21 protein-coding genes, 1 rRNA gene and 2 riboswitches are annotated in these 25198 nt (G+C 65.6%); of the genes, 16 read left to right on the forward strand and 6 right to left on the reverse strand.

Going from position 1 to position 25198, the window contains the following annotated elements:
* Nucleotides 1-560: transposase (locus tag ACZK4S_RS15040; protein ID WP_463644337.1), on the reverse strand; the 560-nt coding region annotated here is incomplete at its 3' end.
* Nucleotides 561-991: 431 nt separating this feature from the next.
* Nucleotides 992-1104: riboswitch (SAM riboswitch) on the forward strand.
* Nucleotides 1105-1136: 32 nt separating this feature from the next.
* Between ACZK4S_RS15040 and ACZK4S_RS15045 the strand changes: the two genes are divergently transcribed.
* Entirely contained in the window at nucleotides 1137-1979 is an 843-nt protein-coding gene (locus ACZK4S_RS15045) for a DUF3293 domain-containing protein (protein WP_463644806.1), read from the forward strand.
* A gap of 193 nt (nucleotides 1980-2172) precedes the next feature.
* Nucleotides 2173-3087, forward strand: a complete 915-nt coding sequence (locus tag ACZK4S_RS15050; protein ID WP_463644807.1) for an FRG domain-containing protein — start codon at nucleotides 2173-2175, stop codon at nucleotides 3085-3087.
* Between the two features lie 37 nt (nucleotides 3088-3124).
* Here the strand turns inward: ACZK4S_RS15050 and ACZK4S_RS15055 are convergent, their stop codons facing one another.
* A complete protein-coding gene (locus ACZK4S_RS15055; protein ID WP_076062771.1) occupies nucleotides 3125-3796 on the reverse strand; it encodes a GntR family transcriptional regulator in 672 nt (223 codons plus the stop codon).
* A gap of 118 nt (nucleotides 3797-3914) precedes the next feature.
* On the opposite strand from ACZK4S_RS15055, the gene ACZK4S_RS15060 reads away from it, so the two are divergent.
* The 12 genes from ACZK4S_RS15060 to ACZK4S_RS15115 all read left to right on the forward strand — a co-directional run bounded on the left by ACZK4S_RS15060 (nucleotide 3915) and on the right by ACZK4S_RS15115 (nucleotide 18281).
* The gene (locus ACZK4S_RS15060; protein ID WP_463644808.1) at nucleotides 3915-4787 is read left to right on the forward strand and encodes a dihydrodipicolinate synthase family protein; all 873 of its coding nucleotides are present in this window, start codon (nucleotides 3915-3917) and stop codon (nucleotides 4785-4787) included.
* Between the two features lies 1 nt (nucleotide 4788).
* Nucleotides 4789-5742 carry a phosphoglycerate dehydrogenase gene (locus ACZK4S_RS15065; protein WP_463644809.1) on the forward strand — a complete coding sequence of 318 codons (954 nt, stop codon included), beginning with the start codon at nucleotides 4789-4791 and terminating at the stop codon, nucleotides 5740-5742.
* A gap of 19 nt (nucleotides 5743-5761) precedes the next feature.
* On the forward strand, nucleotides 5762-7054 hold the full coding sequence (locus ACZK4S_RS15070; RefSeq protein WP_463644810.1) for an ABC transporter substrate-binding protein: 1293 nt from the start codon (nucleotides 5762-5764) through the stop codon (nucleotides 7052-7054).
* Nucleotides 7055-7116: 62 nt separating this feature from the next.
* Complete coding sequence (locus ACZK4S_RS15075) at nucleotides 7117-8052, forward strand: carbohydrate ABC transporter permease (RefSeq protein WP_463644811.1); 936 nt, start codon at nucleotides 7117-7119, stop codon at nucleotides 8050-8052.
* Entirely contained in the window at nucleotides 8049-8906 is an 858-nt protein-coding gene (locus tag ACZK4S_RS15080; protein WP_463644812.1) for a carbohydrate ABC transporter permease, read from the forward strand. Before ACZK4S_RS15075 ends, ACZK4S_RS15080 begins: the two co-directional genes overlap by 4 nt.
* A complete protein-coding gene (locus tag ACZK4S_RS15085) occupies nucleotides 8906-9844 on the forward strand; it encodes a ribokinase (RefSeq protein WP_463644813.1) in 939 nt (312 codons plus the stop codon). Before ACZK4S_RS15080 ends, ACZK4S_RS15085 begins: the two co-directional genes overlap by 1 nt.
* Before the next feature lie 14 nt (nucleotides 9845-9858).
* Nucleotides 9859-11043 carry an ROK family protein gene (locus ACZK4S_RS15090; protein ID WP_076062890.1) on the forward strand — a complete coding sequence of 395 codons (1185 nt, stop codon included), beginning with the start codon at nucleotides 9859-9861 and terminating at the stop codon, nucleotides 11041-11043.
* A 213-nt stretch (nucleotides 11044-11256) separates the two neighbouring features.
* Nucleotides 11257-12582 carry an ABC transporter substrate-binding protein gene (locus tag ACZK4S_RS15095; RefSeq protein ID WP_463644814.1) on the forward strand — a complete coding sequence of 442 codons (1326 nt, stop codon included), beginning with the start codon at nucleotides 11257-11259 and terminating at the stop codon, nucleotides 12580-12582.
* 95 nt (nucleotides 12583-12677) lie between these two features.
* Nucleotides 12678-13649, forward strand: coding sequence for a carbohydrate ABC transporter permease (locus ACZK4S_RS15100; RefSeq protein WP_463644815.1), 972 nt, complete (start codon nucleotides 12678-12680; stop codon nucleotides 13647-13649).
* Nucleotides 13649-14530: a carbohydrate ABC transporter permease gene (locus ACZK4S_RS15105; RefSeq protein WP_076062752.1), complete on the forward strand. Its 882-nt coding sequence runs from the start codon at nucleotides 13649-13651 to the stop codon at nucleotides 14528-14530. The genes ACZK4S_RS15100 and ACZK4S_RS15105 overlap by 1 nt, the downstream gene beginning before the upstream one ends.
* Complete coding sequence (gene yicI, locus ACZK4S_RS15110) at nucleotides 14530-16860, forward strand: alpha-xylosidase (RefSeq protein ID WP_083665601.1); 2331 nt, start codon at nucleotides 14530-14532, stop codon at nucleotides 16858-16860. Before ACZK4S_RS15105 ends, yicI begins: the two co-directional genes overlap by 1 nt.
* Nucleotides 16857-18281 (forward strand): GH1 family beta-glucosidase, encoded by a 1425-nt coding sequence (locus ACZK4S_RS15115; protein WP_463644816.1) that lies wholly within the window; start codon nucleotides 16857-16859, stop codon nucleotides 18279-18281. The genes yicI and ACZK4S_RS15115 overlap by 4 nt, the downstream gene beginning before the upstream one ends.
* Nucleotides 18282-18407: 126 nt before the next feature.
* On the opposite strand, the gene ACZK4S_RS15120 is transcribed toward ACZK4S_RS15115, so the two are convergent.
* Both ACZK4S_RS15120 and ACZK4S_RS15125 read right to left on the reverse strand, forming a co-directional pair.
* Nucleotides 18408-18899 carry a DUF456 domain-containing protein gene (locus tag ACZK4S_RS15120; protein ID WP_463644817.1) on the reverse strand — a complete coding sequence of 164 codons (492 nt, stop codon included), beginning with the start codon at nucleotides 18897-18899 and terminating at the stop codon, nucleotides 18408-18410.
* A 71-nt stretch (nucleotides 18900-18970) separates the two neighbouring features.
* Nucleotides 18971-19981, reverse strand: a complete 1011-nt coding sequence (locus ACZK4S_RS15125) for a hypothetical protein (RefSeq protein WP_463644818.1) — start codon at nucleotides 19979-19981, stop codon at nucleotides 18971-18973.
* Nucleotides 19982-20074: 93 nt separating this feature from the next.
* Here ACZK4S_RS15125 and ACZK4S_RS15130 point away from each other — a divergent pair, with 93 nt between their 5' ends.
* Nucleotides 20075-20626: a TetR/AcrR family transcriptional regulator gene (locus ACZK4S_RS15130; protein WP_463644819.1), complete on the forward strand. Its 552-nt coding sequence runs from the start codon at nucleotides 20075-20077 to the stop codon at nucleotides 20624-20626.
* A gap of 16 nt (nucleotides 20627-20642) precedes the next feature.
* Here ACZK4S_RS15130 and ACZK4S_RS15135 read toward each other — a convergent pair whose 3' ends face one another.
* Entirely contained in the window at nucleotides 20643-21503 is an 861-nt protein-coding gene (locus ACZK4S_RS15135) for a nuclease-related domain-containing protein (protein WP_463644820.1), read from the reverse strand.
* Nucleotides 21504-21621: 118 nt separating this feature from the next.
* Nucleotides 21622-23340: a phosphomethylpyrimidine synthase ThiC gene (gene thiC, locus ACZK4S_RS15140; RefSeq protein WP_463644821.1), complete on the reverse strand. Its 1719-nt coding sequence runs from the start codon at nucleotides 23338-23340 to the stop codon at nucleotides 21622-21624.
* Nucleotides 23332-23440: riboswitch (TPP riboswitch) on the reverse strand. Its footprint overlaps the gene before it by 9 nt.
* Nucleotides 23441-24110: 670 nt before the next feature.
* Here thiC and ACZK4S_RS15145 point away from each other — a divergent pair.
* Nucleotides 24111-25198, forward strand: a 16S ribosomal RNA gene (locus tag ACZK4S_RS15145); the annotation flags it as partial.

Here is a 25198-nt window from a genome sequence, read left to right on the forward strand (position 1 = left end):
ACGGTGACGTAGTTGTCGCCGCGGCGGGTGTGGCGCCACACGTGCTCGTCCACGCCGATGGCCTTCACGCCGTCGAACCTGGTCGGGTCGTCGATCAGGACCCGCTTGCCTTCGGCCAGGACCGCCGTGTTGGCGGTGTTCCACGACACCCCGAGCCCTTCGGCGACCCGGGCGACGGTGAGGTGCTGAACTACCAGGCCCTCCAACGCCCATCGCAGCCCGCGGCGTGACAGCTTCGCCCGCGGTTCCGCGGCGAGGCTGGTGTCTTGTCGCCACACATGCCCGCAGCCGGTGCAGCGGTAGCGGCGGATCGTGACCAGCAAGGTCGTCGGCCGCCAGCCGAACGGCTCATGCGCCAACGGCCGCGTCACGGTGTCACGCGCGAGGCCTTCGCAGCCGCAGCGTCGGCACCACTGATCCGGCTCCACGACCCGGCAGGCGAGGACCGCGCGGCCAGGCTCCAGCAGTTGGCCGGTGACCTCCAGGCCGAGCTCGTCGAGCCGACAGAACGAGGTCAGGTCAGGGCAGGCGAACCCCGCCACAGGGGTAGCATCAGACACGTCGAGGTCTTCCAGATGGGCAGTGTGAGAACTTCCATCATCGGGAGACCTCGACCCCTACCCGGCCCGACGCGCCGAACAGCCCCCTACACCCTCATCTGTGATGAGCCCGTAAACCGCGCAGAATGTGCTGCCGTTCTCAGCCGCCTCCCTCCTAGGTCTGCGTGGTTCTCTTCACAGGTGTCCAGAACCGATGCAGGGGCCCAAGAAAGGGCTTGTCCAGGGCCTGTCTGAAAAGGGCTGCTTCTGTGGCTTGCCGCAGATCGCCGAGCTGCCGTTCAGTGTCTTGTTGCACTGGTTCTTTAGCGATCAATGTAGAGGGGGGCTCCGACAGTTTCTCGCGGAGGGGATGTATCCATCTGAGGGTCTGAAGCGGCCGCGAAACGTGGTTCTGGACACTCTGTCGGAGGGGCCTGCCATATTCACTGGTGGGTTAAGAGATGCGGCCCCAATCCCTCGGAATGGTCGCACGGCAACCGGTAACCGCTCCGGTGCCCTCCGAGGAAGACCCGGCTTCAACAGTCGGAGAGGTCAAGCGGTCTCGTTCCAGCGAGACCTGGAACGAGGAGTTCTTTCATGTCGCCGTTGCCACTTCGTCCCGGTGAGGGTTCCTTCCCGGGAGACCAGATCTCGGTCCCCCGTGCGCCACACCGCGCTGACCCCGACTACGGGAGAGTCCTGCGGCGTTCGCCGTCGGTGCCCGTGGTGGAGTCGTACCGCCAGACGGTCATCCGGATTTGGCCGAACGGGCGCGAGGATGCCCCCGTCGACGTCGTGCCCACCCCGGGCGCCGAGACCGACGGGCCCGAGGCGCTGTTCGGGGAGGGGTGTGGGCCGGTCTTTGTCGTGTCAGGCACCCATGCCTTCGGCCGTTTGACCACGCCGGACGATGACGGGGCCACGCTCGGCGGGCTCTACTGGGGTCTGGGCTTCCAGGGTGAGGACTGGGTGCCGAGCGTGTCGACCTCGCCTGAGCGCCAGTGGGTGGAGAAGGGGGCCCTGGTGAGGGGCGTCGACGAGGATGAGGCGATCTCCACGGCGTCGCATCACGGCCAGGACTTCGTGTTGAGGTGGGACGCCAACGGGCTGACCCCGGTAGCGACGCGGGAGGGGGTAGACGTGGGCGGTGACGAGCCGGTGGCGGTTCAGCTGACGCCGGCGCGGACCGGATGCCCGATGCGGTGCGGGGCTGACGGGGTCTGCAAGATGTACGGGGGGCCGTGGACGAGCTCCTCGATCACGGCCGCGTACTTCTGGAGCCGGCACCGTGACCTGCTGCTGGATGCCTTTGGCTGCGATGTCTGTGAAGGGGAAGGCGGCGGCGGTTTGACCGGTGGCGTCGACCTCTTCACTCCGTCACGGGAGGGCGGTTGGCAGCGGGGGGCGCCGCGGACCTTGGCCCAGATCAGGGGCGCCTGACCCGGGTGCCGCTGCGTCCTGGAGCCACGCCACGTTCCCCGGCAAGATCGAGTCGAAACCGACCGAGTGGAGGTGGGGCGGCGGACTTGAGACACGCCCGGCATTGAGGTGTCACGGAAGGGCCTCCGTGACACCTCAAGCCTCCACTCGTGGAACTGCGCCTCGACGCGGTGGCGCGTGAGAGGATCAGGGAATGCTGTCGAACAACGGCCTCCGTAATGATGCAAGCCCATTCTACGAACCATATGAACAATTGATCGGTGGTTGGTCGCAACTGCACACTGCCCTCAATGAACTGAGCGATGCCTACCCGAGCGTGCAATTCGTATGGCGTGGGCAGGCGGACGCCTCTTGGGGTTTGTGGAGTTCGCTCTACCGTAAGGTCGCTGAGCAACTGGGGAGCGCTCCAATGGAGACGGACATGGTGGCCGCCGAAAGGCGCTTGCTGAGACTAGCCCGAGAAGACTGGAGGCTGGACGGGATTCCGGCTCTGCCTCTATTCGCACAGATGCAGCACGTGGGGGTCCCTACTCGCCTGATCGACGCCACCTTGAACCCTCTCATTGCCGCCTGGTTCGCCGTTTCGTCAGGCGACAAGGACCGGGACGCTCGACTATTCGCGTTCACGGTGAAGGGGAAGATTCAATTGAACACGAAATGGAATGGCAATACTCCCCGGTGGCATCCCAACGCGTTCACCCAGAATCCATCGGACTGGGGGACAGGACTTGGCCGACGAGTATGGCTCCCCCCAGCCCTTCACGCACGGATCCCAGCACAGAGCGCTGCCTTCTTGCTTGATGGTGTCCCAGCCGATGTGACAAAGCAGACCAGCCCCCGATCTGAGTTTGAGCTGGCGTCTTCGTGGACCGCCGCAGAATTGCGGGAGGTCGCGTCGATCCCATTGAAGTTCACGCGGATCAGACCAGAGTCGCGACCTCCATCCAAGGGACTGGTCTTCACCTATCGCATCTCTGCCCGTGCCAAGAGCGAAATTCGTGCACAGCTAGAGGATCGCTTCGGGTATCGCTTCGCGACGATCTACGCCGACATCGAGGGCTTGGCTACATATCTAGCGAAGCGCCCGGATGCGTTGGTCCAGGACTAAGTCAGGGGCCTTCTTCCCGCCCGGCGGCCAGCGCAACTTATCTCCCCGCCGACTCCTTGTCGCGGATGTTCAGCGCCTCGTGCATCCGTCTCTGGGAACCGGCGAGGTGCCGGGTCAACTCCGCCGCGAAGGCCTCCGTGTCCCCCTTGAGCGTCAAGTCCATCAACTCCGTGTGATCCGAGGCCGAGGGCCCAAGATCCGAGTCCTGGGAGTTCGTCACCTCCAGGAGTGTCGCGAAGATGGGCCGGTACTGCTCCCACAGGCTGAGCAGGCGCGGGCTCCCCGAGTTCACGTAGTACTCGGTGTGGAAGGCGAGGTCCGCCTTGGCGTAACGCGGGCGGTCGTCGGCCAAAGCCGCCTGTCGCATCTCCTCAACCAGTTCCTGCGCCCCCTCCCAGTCCGCGGCGTCGGAGGTTGAAATCGCCAGCCGGCAGGAGAGCTGTTCAGCGGCCTCTCGGATGGCGTAGAGCTCGTCGATGTCGGCGGCGGCGAACGACTTCACGTAGATGCCCCGGCGCCGCGACTCGAGCAACCCCTCCCCGGTGAGAAGGCGCAGCGCGTCGCGAACAGGCCCCCGACTCACGCCGAACTTGTCGGCGAGCGCGTCCTCCACTAGATGCGTACCCGGGGTAATCCTGCCTTGGACGATGTCCAGCCGCAAGAAGTCGGCAAGCCGGTCCCCAAGCGACACGGAGCGGAGGCTGTACATGCGGAACCCTTCGTTGGCTGAAAGCAGATGGCTCTCTGCTTGTGTTGCGCCCAACTATAGTGCTAACGTCAGTCAACGGTAAACCGTTAACCGTTAACGAAGATGTTAGGTATCGCAAATGGTTGTTCCTGAAGTGCTCTCTGCACTCACCGTCCCCTTCACAGCTGCGGGGGAGGTCAACTTCGAGGCTCTCCGCGCCAACGTGGAGCGCCTGGAGCCCCTCGTCGACGGCGTTTTCGCCGCAGGCACGACGGGCGAGTTCCCATCACTCTCTCTCGACGAGCACGCCCGTATCGTCGAGACCGCCCTCGATGTCTTCGGCCCCGCCCGGGTCGTCGTCCACGTGGGTGCCCCCAGCACGCGCCAGTCCCTCGAGCTCACCCGCAGCGCCGTCTCCCTCGGGGCCAAACGCTTCGCAGCGATCACCCCCTACTACCTGCCCGCCAGCGTCGATGGCATCACGCGGCACTGGGCTGCCATCAAGGAGGCGTGCGGCGGCGAACTCTACGGCTACATCTACCCCGACGTCGCCGTTACCGACCTCCTTCCGCAGGACCTGCCTTCGGTCCTGGGTAGCGGGATCGACGGCCTGAAGGTGTCCGCCACGGCCAGCGGCCGCGTCGATGAATACCTAGCGGCCGGACCCGACGGTTTGAAGCTCTGGTCCGGCAACGACGCGGATCTCCCGCATGTGATGGCCGCGGGCGGCAACGGCACGGTGTCGGGTGTCTCCGGCGCCTGCCCGGAGCCGTGGGCAGCGTTCCGCGAGGCGTACCGCGCCGGCGACGAGGACGCCATGGCCGCAGCCCAGCAGCAGATTGAACTCATCGTGCCTCTGTTGGGCCCCAGCATCGCCAACCTCAAGTACGCGCTGACCCTGCAGGGGCTCGACGGTGGGGCGTGCCGGATGCCCATCGACCAGCCGTCCGACGATACTAAGCGCGCAATCACCGAGGCGCTGCGAGCCATCGGCTTGCTGCAAGGATCCTGACATGGGACGTGTACTAGTAGGGCCTGTGCGCTTTCGAGAGCTGTGCCCGGTGGCGTGCGAAATGTTGGAGTCGGCCGGCCATGAGTTGATCCTCAACACCGCATCGGTGCCGTTTCTGCGGGACGAACTGGAGGGCTTCGCACCCAGCATCGACGCGGCGATCGTCGGCATGGACGACTGGGACGCAGACCTCATTGGGCGGGCCCCCAACCTCAAGATCCTGTCGAAGCTGGGCGTGGGTATCGACAACATCGACGGCGGCGCGGCCCGAGAATCCGGCGTCGACGTGACCAACGCTCCGGGCGGGAACGCCAACGCCGTCGCCGAACTGGCGCTCGGTCTGATGCTGGCCGCCGCGCGGCAGATCGTGCAGCAGGACCGCACGCTGCACGCCGGGGGCTGGGACCGGATGACCGGCGTCGAGATCACCGGCAAGACCGTGGGCCTGCTGGGCTTCGGGTTGACCGCGCAGAACCTGGCTCGCCGGCTGAAGGGGTTCGAGGTGGAACTCGTCGCCTACGACCCGTGGGCAGATCCGGCCCGCGCCGCTGAGCTGCAGGTCAGGCTCACATCGTTCGACGAGGTGGTCTCCGGCTGCGACTTCCTGAGCGTCCACCTGCCGCACACCACCGACACTCACCACATCGTCTCGCGCGGACAGTTCGCCTCGATGCGGCCGGGCAGCATCCTCGTCAACACCAGCCGGGGCGGCGTCGTCGATGAGGCCGCGCTCTACGATGCTCTCGCCTCCGGGGTCCCGGTGGCCGCGGGCATCGACGTGTGGGAGGTGGAGCCCCCCTCCGCCGACCACCCCCTTCTCTCGCTCCCCAACGTCGTGGGCACCTGTCACGGTGCCGCCGATACCTACGAGGCCTACGACAAGGTGGGCCGCGTCACAGCGCTAGCAATCAACGAACGGCTTGCCGGACGCAAGCCCCTCAACATCAGAAACTGACAACGAAGGGATTCGACCAATGAAGCTCACCCGAAACTTCGCTGCTGCGGCAGCCGCCGTCACCCTCATCCTGCCCCTCTCCGCCTGCGGTGGGGGAGCAGGCGAGGTGGCCCAGGACGAGGAGGTGACCTCGATCACCGTCGTGTCCGGGAACAACCCCTGGGTCCAGGGCATCGAGAAGCACCTCGCTGAATACAAGGAGGAGACCGGCGTTGAGGTCAACATCGAGACCTACGGCAACGAGCAACTCAACGACCAGTACAAGGTCAAGCTCAACTCCTCAGACTCCAACTTCGACGTCATGGTCTTCCAAGTCCAGGACGTGATGCGCGAGTTCTCCCGCAACCAGTGGCTCACCGACGTCTCGGGCAAGGTGGGTGCAGAGGGCTGGAACTGGGAGGACTTCCAGGAGTCGTCCCGCGACGCCGTCACCCTCGACGATGCCATCTACGGCGTGCCGCTCATGACCGAGCGCCACGTCATGTATTACCGCAAGGACCTCCTCGAGGAGGCTGGCATTGAGGTGCCGACCACCATGGAGGAACTCGAGGCGGCGGCCAAGGCACTGAACAACCCGGACGAGAACATGACCGGCATCGCGATGCGCGGGCAGAACGTCCCCGCCGTGACCCAGTTCTCCTCGTTCCTGTACTCCTTCGGTGGGGACTTCCAGGACGGGGACACCGCCACCGTCAACACCCCCGAGGCGATCGAGGCCTACGAGACCTATGGGCGGCTCCTCCGCGAGTCCGGGCCTGCCGGCGTGACCTCGATGGGTTGGGTTGAGGCCTCCGCCCTGTTCGCGCAGGGAAGGGCCGCGTTCTACCTGGACGCCGACTCCCAGGCCTACACGTTCCTGGACCCCGATTCGTCGGCAGTTGTGGACACCGTGGACTACGCGCCGTTCCCGGCCGGACCTGCTGGCGCCCACCCGTACAGCATCGTGCCGTGGACCGCTGGCATCAACGCCTACTCGGAGAAGAAGGACGCAGCCTGGGACTTCATCCAGTGGGCCACCAGCGAAGACATGTTCAAGTCGCTGATGGCCGACGACACGGTGCCTTCGCCGCGCGTCTCCAGTTGGGAAGATGAAGCCGCTACCTCGGCGTTCCCGGCGGGTCTAGTGGCCAACGTCAAGGCCACGGCCGAGACCGCCATCGGACACGACCGCCCGCAGCTCGAGCAGGTGGCACGATCCCGCGAGTTCGTCGGTGCCCCCATCGTGACCGCCATCGACGGCGGCGACGTCGCCGCAGCAGCTGAGCAGGCCAACACCCAGTTCCAGGAGCTCCTGGACAGCGACGGCGAGTAAACCCCACCCTCATCTGGTGGCCGCGCCTGACAGCGCGGCCACCACTAGCAAGGAGGCGCTGCATGACAGCAACAACCACCACCGCGGCCCCCAGCGCTGTGCAGCGCTCGAGTGCCGCCAGCACCTGGGTCAACAAGCGGGTGCGGGGAATCTTCATCCTTCCCTCGATCATCTACATCGCCGTGATGATCATCTTCCCCATCGGATACACGGTCTTCCTGTCCTTCACCAACGCGCAGGGGGCCGTCTCGAGGCCGTTCCGATTCGTCGGCCTCGACAACTACATCTACTGGTTCACCGACACGGCTAGGTTCTGGCCAGCGGCGGGCAGGACCGTCTACTACACCGTGTTCGCGCTGGCATTGGAATTACTGCTGGGCCTCGGCATTGCGCTCCTGCTGCGGCGGACGTTCCGCGGGCAGGGTCTCGTGCGCGCGGCGATCCTCATGCCACTGGTCGCCACCCCCGTCGCGATCGGCATGATGTGGCTGCTCATCCTGGAGCCGAACATCGGCATGGCGAACTACGTGCTGCAGAGCCTTGGGCTGTCGGAACAGGGGTTCCTGACAGACCCGGGCCAGGCCCTGAATACGCTCATCTGGATCGACGTGTGGCAGTGGACCCCCATGATGGCACTCATCCTGCTGGCCGGTCTGACCTCGCTGCCGGATGAGCCCTACGAGGCTGCGGCCGTCGACGGTGCCAACGCCTGGCAGCGCTTCCGCCACCTCACCGTCCCCATGCTGTGGCCCACTATGGCGGCAGCGACGATGCTGCGCGCGATCGACGCGTTGAAGTCCTTCGACATCATCTACGCGACGAAGGGGCGCGGCGGCGGCTCCAGGCACGAGGCCGAAACCCTGAACATCCTGGCCTACGGCGAGAGCTTCGAGTACTCGATGTACGGACGCGCCTCTGCCCTGCTGATGGTGTTCCTGCTCCTCATCGTCGGGTCGCTGGCCGTGATCCAGATCCTCAGAAAGGCGGGTCAACGATGACTGCCACCACCACTCCTGTCCGTCGCCAGATGAGCGCGAAGGACAAGAAGAAGACCCTCGGGATCCTGCGCGTAGTGGCGATCAGCGTTGTGCTGACCGTGCTCCTGCTGCCCATCGCCTGGATGTTGCTGGCGTCCTTCCGACGGAACCTCGACATCGTCGACCCAAGCCGATTCCTCCAGGGCGCCTTCACGTGGAGCAACTACGCCAACGTGCTGGACCGCTACGACTTCGCACCTTTCGTGTTCAACTCGTTCTTCGTGGCTTTGGTCTCCACCCTGATCGCGCTCCTGGTGGGTGCGCCCGCGGCGTATGTGATCGCCCGCTACCGGATCAAGAACGCCACGGCCTTCCTGATGCTGGCCCGCGTGCTGCCCGGCGTGAGCCTTCTGGTGCCGTGGTACTTCGTGTTCTCCAACCTCGGCCTGGTGGGTGGCTACCCCGTGCTGATCGCCACCCACGTCTTCGTGACCCTGCCGTTCGTCGTGGCGGTGATGGCCGGCTTCTTCGACGGCGTCCCCGTCGACCTTGAGGAGGCGGCGCAGGTGGACGGACTCACGAAGATCGGCGCATTCCTGCGCGTCGCGCTTCCGCTCTCGGTCCCAGGCCTCGCGACCGCCGCGATCCTGGCGTTCATCTTCAGCTGGAACAACTTCCTCTTCGCGCTGGTCCTGTCCAGCCAGCAGACGCGGACGCTCCCCGTGGCGATCTCTAACTTCACCGCCTACGCCTCCGTCGACTGGGGCGGCCTCATGGCGGCCTCGGTGATCATCACGCTTCCGGTCATGCTGGTTGCGTTGGCCGCGCAGAAGTACGTGGTGTCCGGCTTGACCGCCGGCGCGACGAAGGGCTGATGATGCGAGACGCCCAGATCGTCGTCGTCGGCTCAGCCAACGTCGACCATGTTGTGGAAATAGATCATCGCCCGGCCGGCGGAGAGACCATCCTCGGGTCGGATCTGGTGTTCACTCCCGGCGGTAAGGGGGCCAACCAGGCAGTAGCTGCTGGTCGGCTCGGCGGTGCCGTCGCCTTCGTGGGCGCGCTTGGCGCGGACGGGGCGGGCGAACTGCTGCGCGGTTCGCTCCTCGACGCGGGTGTGGATCTGCGGGGGTTGGGTGAGTCCGAGGCGCCCACCGGCCTGGCGATCATCATGCTGACCCCGGACGGGGAGAACTCGATCATCGTGGCTCCCGGCGCGAACCGACACGTGACGCCAGAGCGCGTGGCGGAGGTCGGCGGGATGATCGCCGGCGCAAGGGTCGTCGTCGCCCAACTGGAGATCCCGATGGAGACGGTGGTGGCCGCTGCGCAACTGACCCGGGAGGGTCGCTTCGTGCTGAACGCCGCCCCGCCCCGTGATCTGCCACCGGAGCTGTTGAAGGTATGCGACCCGCTCGTGGTCAACGAGTCCGAGGCCGCCTATCTGCTGGAACGAAACGGCAACCAGAGAGGAGAGGAGTTGGCCGTAGCTCTCCTCGGCCTGGGTGTGCGGTCCGTCGTCGTGACGATGGGAGCGGAAGGCGCGTACGTGGCGGGCGGGGATGCCCTGCCAGTGCACGTGCCCGCTGTGCGGGTCACTGCCATCGACACGACTGGCGCTGGTGACTCGTTCGTCGGGGCGTTGGCCGTGAGGCTGGCAGAGGATGCCAGCCTGGTTGAGGCGGCGGGTTTCGCTACGCGGGTGGCCGCCGTGTCAGTGGGTCGTCGTGGGGCTCAGGAGTCTTACCCGACGCTCAGTGAGGTGCTGACCGATAGAGACGGTATGCAGCCGGACCGCACCCGCGGCAGGTGATGTACCGTCTGCTCATGCCCGCCCTCACCCGACGACCCCCCGGACACTCTCCCGGGATCGCCACCACGGAGCGGATCCGTGAGGTCAACGTCTCGCGCATGCTGGACCTTCTCCATCGGGGTGGCGCACAGTCGCGAGCGGCCTTGACCAGGCAGATGGGCCTCAACCGCTCCACGATGGGCGTCCTCATCGCCCAACTGGTGGACATGGGCATCGTCACCGAATCCGAACCCGTGGCCCACGGGCACGGCCGCCCCAGCCCCATCGTCGCGCTCGACCCCAACCTGGTGGCCATCGCGATCAACCCGGAGGTCGGGATGCTGCGCGTCGCCGCGGTTGCGTCCGGCGGGCGGCTCCTGGAGCGGGTGTCGCTCCCGCTGGACGACCTGCCGTCCGGGCGGCGGGTGGCGGAACTCGCAGCCCAGGCAACGGCGGAGATGCTCCAGCAGCACCCCGAGTGGCAGCTGCTCGGTGCGGGTGTCGCAGTGCCGGGGCAGATCCGGCTGGAGGACGGCTCGGTGAGCGAGGCGACCCACCTCGGGTGGACCGACGAACCCCTGTCCGCCTATATCGCCGAGGCCGTGGGGGTTCCCACATGGGCCGCCAATGCCGCCATCCTCGCCCTCCGTGCAGAGAGCACCTTCGGGGCGGGCCGCGATCGCGATGATCTCTTCTACATGATCGGCGGCCCCTCAGGCATCGGCGGGGGAGCAGTGGAAGACGGGCGACTCCTGGTTGGTGCCCAAGGCTTCGCCGGCGAGATCGGGCACGTCGCGGTCAAGCCAGGCGGCGCAGCGTGCCATTGCGGGGGACGAGGGTGCCTCGAGGCGGAGGTCACCGCAGCCCGTCTGTGCAAAGCGCTGGGCAGCGCGGATTGCTCCATCGAGGAACTGGTGGAGCAGTGGCTCCGCCGCAGGGACGAACCCCAATTGCAGGAGCTGGAGGAGGAGTTGAGCGCTCACCTCGCGGTGGCGCTGCGCAACGTCGTCAACCTCTTCAACCCCGGCACCATCCTCATCGCCGGCTTTCTTGCCGCGCTCGTCGAGGGCAAGAGCGTCGACGAGTTGGTGCCGGAAGCAATCCGGTCCAGCCGTCAAGGGCTCAGCATCCTTCCCGCCGATGTGCCCAACGCCGTGCTGTTGGGCGCCGCGGAACTCGTCTTCTCCGAGTTCATCCTCGCGCCGGCCGCCCTGACCTGAGCCGGCAGATCTAAGCGGGCCGCCCATAGGTCGCAGGCACCCACCCCGCTGAACGCGCCGGGGACCGCTGACGCCCAGATTGTTCTGCCTAGAAACCAATCTGCCGAAAGGGGTTGCAAGGCCGCCGCTCGTCGGGTTATGTTTGCGACACCAACAAAAGCATCGGAGTTGCTGCAGCTGTCGGCTGGCCAGCAATCCTACGAGGAGGTAGTGATGCTCAAGAAGATCCTGGGCGCGACGGCGGCAGCCGCATTGTTGCTGTCCGGCTGCGGCGGCGACGCCGCAAGCGACCCCCAATCCGGCTCCACCACCGGCGGCGCCGCAACGGGCGCCGCGGCGGAGGGCGGCGAACTGACTCTCTGGCACTACGAAGGTGCCAACTCGGCCATGGGTATCGCCTGGGCAGAGGCCATCAAGGTGTTCGAGGAGGAGACCGGCGCCACGGTCAACTTCGAGGAGAAGTCCTTCGAACAGATCCGCTCGACGGCCAGCCAGGTCCTCAACTCGGACGAGGCGCCTGACGTGATGGAGTTCAACAAGGGCAACGCGACGGCTGGGCTCCTGGCCAGCCAGGGCCTCCTGGCCGACATCAGCGGCGCCGTCGACGAATACGGCTGGGACGACAAACTGGCACCGGCGCTCCAGACGACGGCACGGTACAACGAGAACGGCGTGATGGGCTCTGGCCCCTGGTACGGAATCCCGAACTACGGCGAGTTTGTGACCGTCTATTACAACAAGGCGATGTTCGAGGAGTCAGGTCTTGAGGTGCCCACCACCTACGAGGACTTCATCGCTGTCATGGATGCTTTCGTGGCCGAGGGCGTGACCCCACTGGCCACCGCCGGCCTCGAGTATCCGCTCGGTCAGCTGTGGTACCAGCTCGCGCTGAGTCAGGCCGACCGCCAGTGGGTCAACGATTACCAGCTGTATGAAAACCCCCTCGACTGGAACGGCAAACCCATCACCTACGCCACCGACACTCTTCTTGAGTACGTCGACAAGGGCTATGTCTCTGAAGACGTCTCCGGCATCAAGGCGGAGGATGCGGGCTTGGCCTTCATGGGTGGACAGTCGCCGATGTTCGTCTCCGGTTCGTGGTGGTACGGCCGCTTCGTCGATGAAATTGAAGGCTTCGAATTCGGGCTGTTCCCGTTCCCCGGCAGCGAGCTCAGCCTCGGTTCCTCGGGCAACCTCTGGGTCGTCCCCGAGAACGCCGAGAACAAGGAGCTCGCCTACGAGTTCATCGACATCACCATGCGCCCCGAAATCCAGGCAATCCTGGGCAACAACGGGGGCCTTCCCGTCGCCGCGGACGAGGCTGACATCACCGATGAGAAGAGCCTTGAACTCATTCAGGCGTTCAATGCGGTCAACGAGCAGGACGGCCTGTCCTTCTACCCCGACTGGGCCACCCCCACCTTCTACGACGTGATCGTCGCCCAGCTCCAGGAACTCGGCAACGGCACCAAGAGCCCGGCTGAGGTGCGGGAGGGTCTCGCGGCGGAGTACAACTCCTACGCCGAAGAGGTCAGCTAGTTGACAGCGGCGGGGCGGCCACCCGGCCGCCCCGCCCTCGATTCTCGCGCCACCCGCCATTCACCCGAGCCGGCACCCCACGAAGGAGTAGGGCTGTGACTGCTGTTCCCACCATCAAGCGAGCCAAACGCCCGCGATCCATCGAAGAGCCGCTGATCCCTGAACGTAGCCGGCGCTCGCTCATCTACTGGCTCTACCTGATTCTCGGCTTCGCGCTGCTCACGTTGGTGGTGCTCATCCCCCTGGGTTGGAACATCTACCTGAGTTTCACGTCCTGGCGTGGCATCAAGCCTCCCGAGTTCATCGGCTTCGACAACTGGCTCAAGCTCTTCGGCGACGACAAGTTCTGGGCCTCGTTCAGCAACAGCCTCTGGATGATCGTCGCCATGGTGATCGTGCCCACGTTGATCGGGCTCATCCTGGCGGCGCTCCTGTTCGACCTGGTGGGACGCAAATTCGGCGGCAAGGTCGCCAGCTTCCTCCGCGCCACGTACTACCTGCCTCAGATCCTGCCGGCGGTCATCGCGGGCATCGTGATCGGCTGGATCCTGCGGCCTCAGGACGGGGCCCTGAACACCATCCTCGAGAGCGTCGGCGTGGGCTCACTCACCCACAACTGGCTGGGCTCGCCTGATACAGCGCTCGCCAGCATGATGGTGGTGCTCGTGTGGATCCAGATCGGCTATCCCGTCGTCATCTTCATGGCCGCCCTCCAGAGGGTGAACCCCGAGTTGTACGAGGCTGCGGAACTCGACGGCGCCAATTGGATTCAGCGGTTCCAGGCGATCACCGTCAGCATCATCCGTCCAGAGATCTTCGTTGTCACCCTCACCTGCACCATCGCAGCGCTGAAGGTGTTCGGCCCCATCTATGTGCTCACCAGGGGAGGGCCGGGCACATCGACGATCGTTCCCGCCTACTACGCATACAGCGAGTTCTTCCAGTCACAGCAGGTGGGCTACGGCGCCACGATCGCCACAGCGCTGACCATCGTCATCAGTGTGGTCGCCATTCTCTTCATCCGCGCTCAGAACGCGATGGAGCGCAAGGAAAGCGCAGGCCTGTGATGACCACCAGCACCCTTACTCCGGTCCAGACCAAGAAGCGTGGTCGGGGCGGAATGCTCAAGCGTCGTCCCATGGACTGGCTGCTCCTCGCCTTCGCCATTGCGGCTGCCGTGGCCATTGTGGCCCCCTTCTATCTGATCCTGGTGAACTCCTTCAAGTCGCCTGCCGAGTACTCCGCTGGAGGCCCATTGGCACTGCCCAAGGGTCTGTACCTCGACGGCATCATGGCCTTCTGGGAGCGCGTCGACTTCCCACGGAAGGTGTGGAACTCGTTCTTCATCTCCGGCCTCGTCGCCGTCTTCGCAGTCATCATTTCCGTACTCAACGCTTTCGCGATCGGCATCGGCAGAATCAAGGGCCGCTCCTGGGTGGTGTTGGCGTTCCTGCTGGCAAACCTCCTGCCGCAGGAGGCGCTCCTCTACCCGCTCTACTACATGTTCAAAAGCATGGGGCTCTACAACAACGTGTGGTCCGTGATCATCATCTTCACGGTCATCCAGGCAGCATTCGGCACCTACCTGTTGGCATCGGTATTTGGGGCTTTTCCCAGGGAGATCCTCGAAGCCGCCGCGATGGACGGTGCCAGCCGCTGGCGGATCCTCACCCGGGTGATCTATCCCATCAGCCGCCCCACGCTGTCGGTCCTGCTGATCTTCTTCTTCATCTGGACGTGGAACGAGTTCCTGATCCCGCTCACGTTCCTGGTCTCCAACGCCAACCAGACGGTGCCCGTGGCCATCTCCGTGCTCCAGGGCGACCGGCTCATGGACGTCACCACCACCTCCGCGTCTGCTCTGTTGGGCCTGATCCCTACCCTCATCTTCTTCCTCATCTTCCAGCGCACCCTCACGCGCGGCATCACCGCAGGAGCAGTCAAGTAATGAAATTCACCGATGGTTTCTGGCAGATCCGGCCCGGCGTCCGGCCCCTGTATGCGCAGGAGGCCTACGACATCTGGGAGTCCGACGAGACCCCGGACGGCCCCGGTCTGGTCATCACGGCACCCACCAAGGAGATCGCGAAGCGCGGCGACGTGCTGAACCGGGCCGTGCTCACGACCACGCTGTCGTCGCCCTGCGAGGGCGTCATCCGCGTGCGGATCGCCCACCACATCGGCGGCCGTCCGGTGCAGGGGTTCGACCTGCCCGGCCGCGTCGAGGGGGGTGCCGGCACGGTGTCGATGGCGGCCGACCACGCCAGCCTCGCCAGCGGCAGCCTGGTGGCCCGCATCAACCAGGGATCACCCTGGCAACTGGCATTCGAGAGCGACGGTCGACGGCTGACCGGAAGCGGCCACAAGGCACAGGGATACCTGCGGCTCGACGTTGACGCCCAGGTGGACCCGGGCCTCATCGACAACGCCCGCGAGGGAGCGCCGGTACCCCGGCCCCGAACCTTCGTCCACGAACAACTCGACCTGGGGGTGGGGGAGGCCATCTACGGGCTCGGCGAGCGGTTCGGGCCCCTGGTGAAGAACGGCCAAACCGTGGAGATCTGGAACGCCGACGGCGGCACTTCCAGCGAGCAGGCCTACAAGAACGTGCCCTTCTATCTCTCCAGCCGCGGCTACGGTGTGCTGGTCAACGACCCCGGTCACGTCTCGTTCGAGATCGGCTCGGAAGCGGTGGAACGCGTCCAGTTCTCCGTGCCCGGTGAGGTGCTGGAGTACTTCGTCTTCGACGGGCCGACGCCCAAGGACGTGGTGCGGCGCTACACCGGGTTGACGGGCAGGCCCCCCGTCGTCCCCGCCTGGTCCTGGGGCCTCTGGCTCTCCACGTCCTTCACCACCGACTACGACGAGGCCACCGTCACGAGCTTCGTCGACGGCATGGCGGAGCGCGACCTGCCGGTGTCGGTGTTCCACTTCGATTGCTTCTGGATGCGTGAGTTCAACTGGACGGATCTCGTGTGGGATCGCCGGACCTTCCCGGACCCGGATGCCATGCTGATGCGCCTCCGCGAGAAGGACCTGAAGATCTCCGTGTGGATCAACCCGTACATCGCCCAGCGCTCTGCGCTGTTCACGGAGGGAGCCGAGAACGGCTACCTGGTGAAGAGGCCCGACGGCACGATCTGGCAGTGGGACCTCTGGGTGGCCGGCATGGCTCTGGTGGACTTCACCAACCCCGACGCGGTCACGTGGTTCCAGGAGAAGCTGCGCGGCCTGCTGCGGCAGGGGGTCGACGCCTTCAAGACAGACTTCGCCGAGCGCGTCCCCGTCGACGTCGTGTGGCACGACGGGTCAGACCCGGCGCGGATGCACAACCGCTACACGCACCTCTACAACAAGGCCGTCTTCCACGTGATCGTGGAGGAGAGGGGTGAGGGCGAGGCCGTCCTCTTCGCCCGATCCGCCACCGCCGGCGGCCAGACGATGCCGGTGCACTGGGGCGGCGACAACACGTCCACCTTCGAGTCCATGGCAGAGACCCTCCGGGGCGGCCTGTCGCTGGTGATGAGCGGGTTCGCGCACTGGAGCCACGACATCGGCGGCTTCGAAGGCACCCCGGATCCGTCCGTCTACAAACGATGGACGGCGTTCGGGCTCATGGGGTCCCACTCCCGCTTCCACGGCTCGAACTCCTACCGGGTGCCGTGGGCCTTCGATGATGAGGCCGTCGAAGTCACCCGCGTCTTCACCCACCTCAAGATGCAGCTCATGCCGTACCTGTTCCAGGTGGGGATGGAAGCGACCAAGACAGGGCTCTCCATCATGCGGCCCATGCAGGTGGAGTTCGCCGGCGACCGCGCAGTCGACTACCTCGACCGCCAATACATGCTGGGGTCCGACCTGCTCGTGGCGCCAGTCTTCTCGCACGAAGGTGACGTGGAGTTCTACCTTCCGGCGGGCGCCTGGACGAACCTGCTCACGGGGGAGGAGGTCCGAGGTGGCGCCTGGCGCACCGAGCGCCACGGTTTCACCAGCCTTCCGCTGTACGTGCGGGAAGGCGCGGTGCTGCCCATCGGCGCGGTGAAGACCCGCCCTGATTACCACTACGTCGACGGCCTCGTCCTGCGGGTCTTCCCCGGTGGGTCGGGCGAGCAGACCGTAACCGTGACCAACCCGGACGGCACCGCCGTCGACTTCACGGTGGAGCGATCCGACGGTGGCGTGAGGATCACCTCAGCCACCGGCGAGGGCTGGAGCGCGGCCCTCGGGCTGGGCGACGCGGTGGCGGCAAATGCCGGCGTCGTGGAGCTGAAGGCATGAACGCCGGCAGCCCGGACTACCGGGATTCCGGGCTGGTGTTCCCCGACGGCTTCACCTTCGGTTCGGCCACCGCCTGCTACCAGGTGGAGGGCGCCGCACAGGAGGACGGACGCGGCCCGTCGATCTGGGACACCTTCAGCCGCGCGCCCGGCAAGGTGTGGAACGGGGACACCGGCGATGTGGCATGTGACCACTATCACCGCTGGGAGAGCGACCTCGACCTGATGCAGGATCTGGGGTTGGACGCCTACCGGTTCTCGATCGCGTGGCCGAGGATCATCCCCGGCGGCGTCGGCGCCGTGAACCAGAGGGGGCTGGACTTCTACTCGCGGCTCACGGACGGTCTGCTCGAGCGGGGGATCGAGCCAGTGGCCACCCTGTACCACTGGGACCTGCCCCAGCCGCTCGAGGACGCTGGTGGTTGGCCTGTTCGTGCGACGGCGGAGGCCTATGCCGAGTACGCCACCGTCGTGGGGGCGGCGTTGGGAGACCGGATCCACACGTGGACGACGCTGAACGAACCATGGTGCTCGGCGTACCTGGGCTACGGGCAGGGCGGGCACGCGCCCGGCCGCACCGAACCCGCCGCGGCCCTGGCGGCGGTCCATCACCTGAACCTCGCACACGGTCTGGGACTGCAGGCGCTGCGGTCCGCGTCCACCGGGTCGCCGGAGTACTCCGTGACGCTCAACTTCCACGTGCTGCGCGGCGTGGGCGACGGAGGCGCCGAGGCCGTCCGGCGGGTGGACGCGCTGGCGAACCGCGCCTTCACCGGCCCCATGCTGCGCGGGTCCTATCCCGAGGACCTGATTGAGGACACATCAGCAGTCACGGACTGGTCGTTCGTCCTCGACGGCGACCTCGCGAGCGTGCACCAACCCCTCGACGTGCTGGGCGTCAACTACTACTCCACCACCACCGTCGGGCTCTGGGATGGACGGTCACCACGGGCGAATGCCGATGGGCACAAGCCGTCGACCGGCACCGCGTGGCCGGGTTCGCACGATGTCGTGGAGTTCCATGAGCAGGCCGGCCCGCACACGGAGATGGGATGGAACATCGCGCCCGAAGGGTTGCACGAGCTGCTGCTGAGCCTCCGTGGGCAGTTCCCCGACCTGCCGCTGATGGTGACCGAGAACGGCGCCTCGTTCGCTGACGTGGTGGCGGCGGACGGATCTGTGCCAGACGCGGAGCGCGTGGACTACCTGCGGAGGCATCTGACCGCGGCGCACCGGGCATTGAGCGACGGCGTCGATCTCAGGGGCTACTTCGTCTGGTCCCTCCTCGATAACTTCGAGTGGGGTTACGGGTACGCCAAGCGGTTCGGGATCGTCCGGGTGGATTTCGATACGCAGGAGCGCACGCTCAAGGACAGCGGGAAGTGGTACCGCCGGTTGGCCACGACGCGAGTGTTGCCGTAGCGGTGACGCGTCCTTCGCGCGTGCCGGATCTCCCTGCGTTGCTAGCTGCATCTCCGGCACCAACCACCCTAGACGCCGGCTCGATCGTCAACGGAGCGTTGGGCGTGCTGGGCCTCTGAGTCCGGCTCACCAGGCGGTGGCGATGCTGACCGCCAGAATGGCCACCGCCACCATCGCGCAGCCCAGTTCCACCAGCATCCCCATCCCCAACGCCTTGACGGTCGTCCAACTGGTGGCCAACGCCATGCGGAAGTCGCGTAACCGGTACCACTCCGCCAGCAGCAGGCCGAGCACGAAGCCGATCGGCAGGCCCAAACCGGGAAGCACGAAGACGCCGACGACCCCGGCGACGACACCGATGACGACGGGCCACTTGGGTACCTGACGCTGTTGGAGCGAGCGGCCGGTCAGCATCCAGCTGCTGAGGGCACCGAAGATCAGTAGCAGTGCGGCGAAGCCGAACGCGATCCATCCCCAGGACGAGCCGCCCCAGATCGCCCATACGAGTGCGCCGATGCCGATGGCGAGGCTGCCGGGCAGGACGGGCACCACGATCCCCGTGAGCCCGACGAGGGCCAGGACGCCGGCGGCGAGGGCGGCGATCATCTCTGCAGTCATCTTGCAAGACTATGTCCCGGCGCGTGCACCTGCTGGCTTCGCGCCCCGGGGCGCGAGCCTTCCCGCTGCCCTCAGCCGGCGGTTCCCATGCTCCTCGATGCGACCCGAGGCGCCGCGACGTACAGAGCCAGGCCCAGCGCAACCCAGGTGGCCAGGGTCAGCAGCGCCCATCCGCCGCCCGCGCCGTCGAAGTAGGCGACGGCGCGCACCAGCGTGCCGGCCGCGCCGGGTGGCAGGAGTTGCCCCAGAGTCGCCACGCCGGCGGGCAGCCACACCGCGCTGGTGGCGATGCCCGCGAACGGGTTGCCGATGAACATCATCGTCATGGCCGCGACGGTGAAACCCTTCGCGCCGAGGGCGTCGTTGAGCGCGGCCAAGGGCACGGCCAGGGCCGCGATGCCGAGCGCGATTGCCGCACCCACGGACCAGACCGACCCGTCGATGCTCCCAAAGGCGTAGCGCAGCACGGTCGAGACGACGAACCCGCCCACCAGCGAAAAGCCCAGCAACCCCACCAGGACCAGGCGCCGGTGTCCGGGCAGGAGTTTGCGGAACGCGACGGCGGGCACGATGCCGCCGAACACCAAGGGGAAGGCGAGGCCGCCGATGCCCGCGCCGATGGGGTCGCCGTCGGGAAGGGGGACGACATCGTCGACGGTGGCTGCCAGGCCCAGTTGTGCGGCGACTGCGCTGCCGGTGGCGGCGACGGTGCCGGAGATCGCGGTGGATCCGGCGCTGGCGACGACGACCCGGGCAGACCCGCCACGGGTGAGATCGAGCCCGCCCAGCACCTCCTTGGAGCGGATGGCTTCGTCCAGTTCCGCGCTGGAGCTGAGTTGCTCGACGAGGTACCCGCCCGGCGCGTGCTCGTCCAACGCAGCGGCGATCGCGTCGACGGTGGGTCCCTCTGCGACCACCCCCAGCGGGAGGTCACGGGGGCCCGACTTCAGCGTCGGCATGATGAACAGCAGCAGGAGGCCGACGAGGACGACGGAGAGGCCGGCGGTGAGGCCGAACCAGCGGACGGCTCGCGCCCGCTTGCGCAGCGTGGGACGGATGGGGGCTTCGGTGGTGACGGACATGCGTTCCTTGCGTTATGGAGGAAAATCCTCCGCTTATGGAGGAGTTTCCTCCGGATAGGATGGCGAAGTCAAACCAGGGAGGTGAAGGCGGTCATGAGGGCAGACGCATTGGCACGTCGGCGCCGCATCCTCGACGAGGCACGTCACCTGTTCGCCGGGCAGGGAGTCGCCGTTCCGCTGGAGGCCGTGGCGCAGTCAGCGGAGGTGGGCATCGCGACCTTGTACCGCAACTACCCAGATCGCGACGCGCTCGTCATAGCCGTGATGCTCGACCTTCTGGCAGACATCGACGCCGCCGTCGCAGCGGCGGCGGAGGGGCTGGACGCAGACCCGGAGGCGACGTGGGCCGGGCTGGTCGACCGCCTCGTCGCCCTTGAGGTCGGGGCACTTACCCACGCCTTGTCCGGGCAGGTGGCAGATCTCCCGGCTGAAGTGACCGAGGCGCAGGAGCACTCCCTCGCCGGCGTCTCGGCTGTGTTGAAGGCGCTGAGCGACAGGCGGGCGGTGAGCTCAGACCTGAGCGCGGTGGAGTTCATCGCGGCCATCGCGATCCTGACCCGCCCCCAGCCTGAGGCGATCCACCGGGCCGCGCCCGGCGTCGTCGCCCGTCTTGTGGCCGCGTTCGTCGGCTCCACCCGACCGTAGGTCGTAGCTCAGCAGCTCAACCGAGCCAGGTGGTGCTCCGGCGGGCAAGCTCGAACATCTTCTCGACGGTGTGCTGAGGGAGTCGCTCCGGCAAGCGCCGGAGGTGCCTCACCAGGCGCCTGCGGTTGATGACGGTGACGTCCTCGGGTGCCGCCTTCACGACGAAGGTGTCGGCGTTCACCGGCACGACCATGCCGCGCACGGCGACGGCGAAGCCTGCGGCCTTCCCGAGGAGCTTGGCTGCCCTGCTGGCCTCGTGGCGCGAGTTGCGGATATAGGGCTGGCGCACGCCGTTGACCATGAACGTGTTGCCGCCCACCCATACCTTCATCCCGGCGTGGTTCTTCGAATTGATGGTGAAGACGCCCGCTGGACCGATCAGTAGGTGGTCGATGTCTGAGTCCTTCGTTCCCACCGGGATCGAGTGAAGGAAGCGCCATCGTGGATCCGCCTTCCGCAATCTCTCGAGCTCAGCGGCCACCAGCCGCTCACCGATGGCACCCCGCTCCCACGGCGAGCGCGCGTGCTTCCCAAGAAGGATGCTTCGCAGGATGGTGGCGCGCTGGCCGACCGCGTGGGCGGCGTCGATCTGTGCCTGGAGCGATACGCCCGGTGTGTTGTGGATGAGGTCGAGGACGGGAGTGGGCTTGCTGGGGACTGCCCCGACGGCCCGTCCCGGGGGGCGGGATGCGGTGAACGCCGCGGGATCCTTCGGCCTCGCCGGCGGCTTCGTCGATTGGCTCGGCTCGGCACTTGGGCGGCGCCAATAGCCAACGGCCGCCTCGAGTTCCGCGGAGAGCTCCGGTGACTCTGGGTGCAGCGTGTGGGCATCCATGTCCTGATAACCCAGCTGCACCCCGTCACTGGAGCGAATCACGTATAAGCGATCCTTACCGAAGTGCTTCCACCGCTTGAAATTGAACGCGGTCGACGACTGGTCCCCCATGGGCCGAGGCTAGCCGCGATCCATCCGGACCGCGGCCAGCCCGCCAGAATCAGGCGCTCTGCGCCTCGGAGATGTCCAGGTACACCTGTGCACCCATCTCCCTGAACTCCCGCGACTTCGCCGCCATGCCCGACTCCGCGTCGACACCGGAACCGAACCGGGCCCTGATGTCGCCGCTGATCTTCATCGAGCAGAACTTCGGCCCACACATCGAGCAGAAGTGCGCCGTCTTCGCCGGCTCCGCGGGCAGGGTCTCGTCGTGGAACGCGATGGCGGTGTCCGGGTCGAGCGAAAGCGCGAACTGGTCGTGCCACCGGAACTCGAACCGCGCCTTACTCAAGGCGTCGTCGCGGACCTGCGCCCCGGGGTGACCCTTGGCGACATCAGCGGCGTGGGCCGCAATCTTGTACGTGATGACGCCCGTCTTCACGTCGTCGCGGTTCGGCAGCCCCAGGTGTTCCTTGGGGGTGACGTAACAGAGCATCGCGGTGCCGTGCATGGCGATCACTGCGGCCCCGATGGCGGAGGTGATGTGGTCGTGCCCCGGGGCGATGTCGGTGACCAGCGGCCCCAGCGTGTAGAACGGCGCGCCGTGGCACCAGTCCTGCTCGAGGCGTACGTTCTCCTCCACGAGGTTCAGCGGGATGTGGCCGGGGCCCTCCACCATCACCTGCACGTCGTACTCCCAGGCCCGCTTCGTCAGCTCGGCGAGCGTGCGCAGCTCGGCGAACTGAGCCTCGTCGTTCGCGTCGGCGATGGAGCCGGGCCGCAGCCCGTCGCCCAGGCTGAACGAGATGTCGTAGGCCGCGAAGATCTCGCACAGTTCGTCGAAGTGCTCGTAGAGGAACGACTCCCGGTGGTGCGCGAGCATCCAGCCGGCCATGATCGACCCACCCCGGCTGACGATGCCCGTGACGCGATCAGCCGTCAGCGGCACGTACCGCAGGAGGACGCCGGCGTGGACGGTCATGTAGTCGACGCCCTGCTCGGCCTGCTCGATGACCGTGTCCCGGTACACCTGCCATGTGAGCTCCTCGGCCTTGCCGTCCACCTTCTCCAGCGCCTGGTAGAGCGGCACGGTACCGATGGGCACGGGGCTGTTGCGGACGATCCATTCGCGCGTGGTGTGAATGTCGTCACCGGTGGAGAGGTCCATCACTGTGTCGGCGCCCCAGCGGGTAGCCCACGTCAGCTTGTCCACCTCCTCCGCGATGGAACTGGTGACGGCGGAGTTGCCGATGTTGGCGTTGACCTTCGTCAGGAACGCCCTGCCGATGATCATCGGTTCGGTCTCAGGGTGGTTGATGTTGGCGGGGATGATCGCTCGGCCGGACGCCACCTCTTCCACCACCTTCTCGACGGCGACGCCCTCGCGCAGCGCCACGTAACGCATCTCCGGGGTGACGACGCCCTTGCGGGCATAGTGCAGCTGCGTCACCCTCTTGCCGGGTATGGCTCGGATGGGGTCCTGCCTGCGGCCACGCCATTCATCGGAGGCCGCGCCACGACGCACGGCCGCCCGGCCGTCGTCGGCCAGGCCGGCGGAGCGCGCCGAATGGAGTTCAGTGTCACCTCGCCCGGCAATCCACTCCCGGCGCTTCGGGGCAAGCCCTTCCACAGGATCGACGGTGGGGCCACATGTGCGGTAGACGTGCACGTCGGCATTGGGGACGTCACCAGGGGAGTCCGCCAAGCTGATGGCGGTGACCGCGACGTGGATGTCGCGATCGGAGATGGTGACGGCACGATGCTGCGGATGGATTTCCATCTGACTCTCTTCCTTCGCCGGCATGACCCGGACAGGTTCGACGGTCGCAAGCGGCATCAGCTTGATCTCAGCCCGTGCCCGGGCACCCGTGGGGTGTCTGAAGCCAACCACAGCGGGAGCTCACCGCCACCGACGTCTCATGGCGAAGCTCCGCACTCGCCTCGTGGGAGCACAAGCCCCTGTCAGGACGACATCGCCTCGCGACTCGACGCGACGCGCAGCCAGCAGACGAGCCAAGCCCTACACCGATTTTGACTTCTCCGCAGAGTCTGTCTAGTATTGGCCTTCGCGCAAGCGACTGCTGAACAAGCAAAACCCCCAGTCACATGGGAATTCATGCTTATTTGCGGCTGATCCACCCAGATCAAGCGATTTGACAGGGGGGAGGCCAACAAGTAAAGTTCTGCGGGTTGCCCAAGCGGCAAATACAACTCAACGGAACAAGCCAAACCGGCCGATTTGACAGGCTGGAACACGGCAAGTAAAGTTGATCGAGTTGCCCCAAGCGGGAATCGCACGGAAAATGGTGTGGTTGAAGCGTGGGTCGCACCCGAAACTTGAGAACTCAACAGTGTGCTTTAAGTCAATGCCAAATACATGCACTGGCAAGGCTTTTCGGAGTCTTGTCGTGCGAACCCGTCTCCCAGCTTTGGTTGGGGATGGATTCCTTTGAATTAATATTGATTAAAGTCCAGTTTTTTGGATTTTGTCGGTATCAAACTAGTTGACAGTTGAGCAGGTGCCTTTTGGGGTGTCTGTACTGATAATTTTCAACGGAGAGTTTGATCCTGGCTCAGGACGAACGCTGGCGGCGTGCTTAACACATGCAAGTCGAACGGTAAGGCCCTTTCGGGGGTACACGAGTGGCGAACGGGTGAGTAACACGTGAGTAACCTGCCCTTGACTTTGGGATAACTCCTGGAAACAGGTGCTAATACCGGATACCAGCCTTCACGGCATCGTGTTGGTTTGAAAGCTCCGGCGGTCAAGGATGGACTCGCGGCCTATCAGCTTGTTGGTGAGGTAGTGGCTCACCAAGGCTTCGACGGGTAGCCGGCCTGAGAGGGTGACCGGCCACATTGGGACTGAGATACGGCCCAAACTCCTACGGGAGGCAGCAGTGGGGAATATTGCACAATGGACGCAAGTCTGATGCAGCAACGCCGCGTGCGGGATGACGGCCTTCGGGTTGTAAACCGCTTTCAGCAGGGACGAAGCGAGAGTGACGGTACCTGCAGAAGAAGCACCGGCTAACTACGTGCCAGCAGCCGCGGTGATACGTAGGGTGCGAGCGTTGTCCGGATTTATTGGGCGTAAAGAGCTTGTAGGCGGTTTGTTGCGTCGGTAGTGAAAACTCAGGGCTTAACCCTGAGCCTGCTTCCGATACGGGCAGACTTGAGGAAGGTAGGGGAGAATGGAATTCCTGGTGAAGCGGTGGAATGCGTAGATATCAGGAGGAACACCAGTGGCGAAGGCGGTTCTCTGGACCTTTCCTGACGCTGAGAAGCGAAAGCGTGGGGAGCAAACAGGCTTAGATACCCTGGTAGTCCACGCCGTAAACGGTGGGTACTAGGTGTGGGGTTCATTCCACGAACTCCGTGCCGCAGCTAACGCATTAAGTACCCCGCCTGGGGAGTACGGCCGCAAGGCTAAAACTCAAAGGAATTGACGGGGCCCCGCACAAGCGGCGGAGCATGCGGATTAATTCGATGCAACGCGAAGAACCTTACCTGGGTTTGACATATGCCGGAAACATCTAGAGATAGGTGCCCCTTTATGGTCGGTTTACAGGTGGTGCATGGCTGTCGTCAGCTCGTGTCGTGAGATGTTGGGTTAAGTCCCGCAACGAGCGCAACCC

The sequence above is a fragment of the Tessaracoccus zhenghani genome, from assembly GCF_055326325.1.

What these genes read in the sequence shown, in the direction of transcription:
- thiC (WP_463644821.1), bottom strand. Translation starts at nt 23,340, where the DNA reads ATGGAAATCCATCCGCAGCATCGTGCCGTCACCATCTCCGATCGCGAC.
- ACZK4S_RS15120 (WP_463644817.1), bottom strand. Translation starts at nt 18,899, where the DNA reads ATGACTGCAGAGATGATCGCCGCCCTCGCCGCCGGCGTCCTGGCCCTC.
- ACZK4S_RS15070 (WP_463644810.1), top strand. Translation starts at nt 5,762, where the DNA reads ATGAAGCTCACCCGAAACTTCGCTGCTGCGGCAGCCGCCGTCACCCTC.
- ACZK4S_RS15055 (WP_076062771.1), bottom strand. Translation starts at nt 3,796, where the DNA reads ATGTACAGCCTCCGCTCCGTGTCGCTTGGGGACCGGCTTGCCGACTTC.
- ACZK4S_RS15080 (WP_463644812.1), top strand. Translation starts at nt 8,049, where the DNA reads ATGACTGCCACCACCACTCCTGTCCGTCGCCAGATGAGCGCGAAGGAC.
- ACZK4S_RS15050 (WP_463644807.1), top strand. Translation starts at nt 2,173, where the DNA reads ATGCTGTCGAACAACGGCCTCCGTAATGATGCAAGCCCATTCTACGAA.
- ACZK4S_RS15045 (WP_463644806.1), top strand. Translation starts at nt 1,137, where the DNA reads ATGTCGCCGTTGCCACTTCGTCCCGGTGAGGGTTCCTTCCCGGGAGAC.
- ACZK4S_RS15060 (WP_463644808.1), top strand. Translation starts at nt 3,915, where the DNA reads ATGGTTGTTCCTGAAGTGCTCTCTGCACTCACCGTCCCCTTCACAGCT.
- ACZK4S_RS15085 (WP_463644813.1), top strand. Translation starts at nt 8,906, where the DNA reads ATGATGCGAGACGCCCAGATCGTCGTCGTCGGCTCAGCCAACGTCGAC.
- ACZK4S_RS15090 (WP_076062890.1), top strand. Translation starts at nt 9,859, where the DNA reads ATGCCCGCCCTCACCCGACGACCCCCCGGACACTCTCCCGGGATCGCC.
- ACZK4S_RS15065 (WP_463644809.1), top strand. Translation starts at nt 4,789, where the DNA reads ATGGGACGTGTACTAGTAGGGCCTGTGCGCTTTCGAGAGCTGTGCCCG.
- ACZK4S_RS15095 (WP_463644814.1), top strand. Translation starts at nt 11,257, where the DNA reads ATGCTCAAGAAGATCCTGGGCGCGACGGCGGCAGCCGCATTGTTGCTG.
- ACZK4S_RS15115 (WP_463644816.1), top strand. Translation starts at nt 16,857, where the DNA reads ATGAACGCCGGCAGCCCGGACTACCGGGATTCCGGGCTGGTGTTCCCC.
- ACZK4S_RS15125 (WP_463644818.1), bottom strand. Translation starts at nt 19,981, where the DNA reads ATGTCCGTCACCACCGAAGCCCCCATCCGTCCCACGCTGCGCAAGCGG.
- ACZK4S_RS15130 (WP_463644819.1), top strand. Translation starts at nt 20,075, where the DNA reads ATGAGGGCAGACGCATTGGCACGTCGGCGCCGCATCCTCGACGAGGCA.
- ACZK4S_RS15105 (WP_076062752.1), top strand. Translation starts at nt 13,649, where the DNA reads ATGACCACCAGCACCCTTACTCCGGTCCAGACCAAGAAGCGTGGTCGG.
- ACZK4S_RS15075 (WP_463644811.1), top strand. Translation starts at nt 7,117, where the DNA reads ATGACAGCAACAACCACCACCGCGGCCCCCAGCGCTGTGCAGCGCTCG.
- yicI (WP_083665601.1), top strand. Translation starts at nt 14,530, where the DNA reads ATGAAATTCACCGATGGTTTCTGGCAGATCCGGCCCGGCGTCCGGCCC.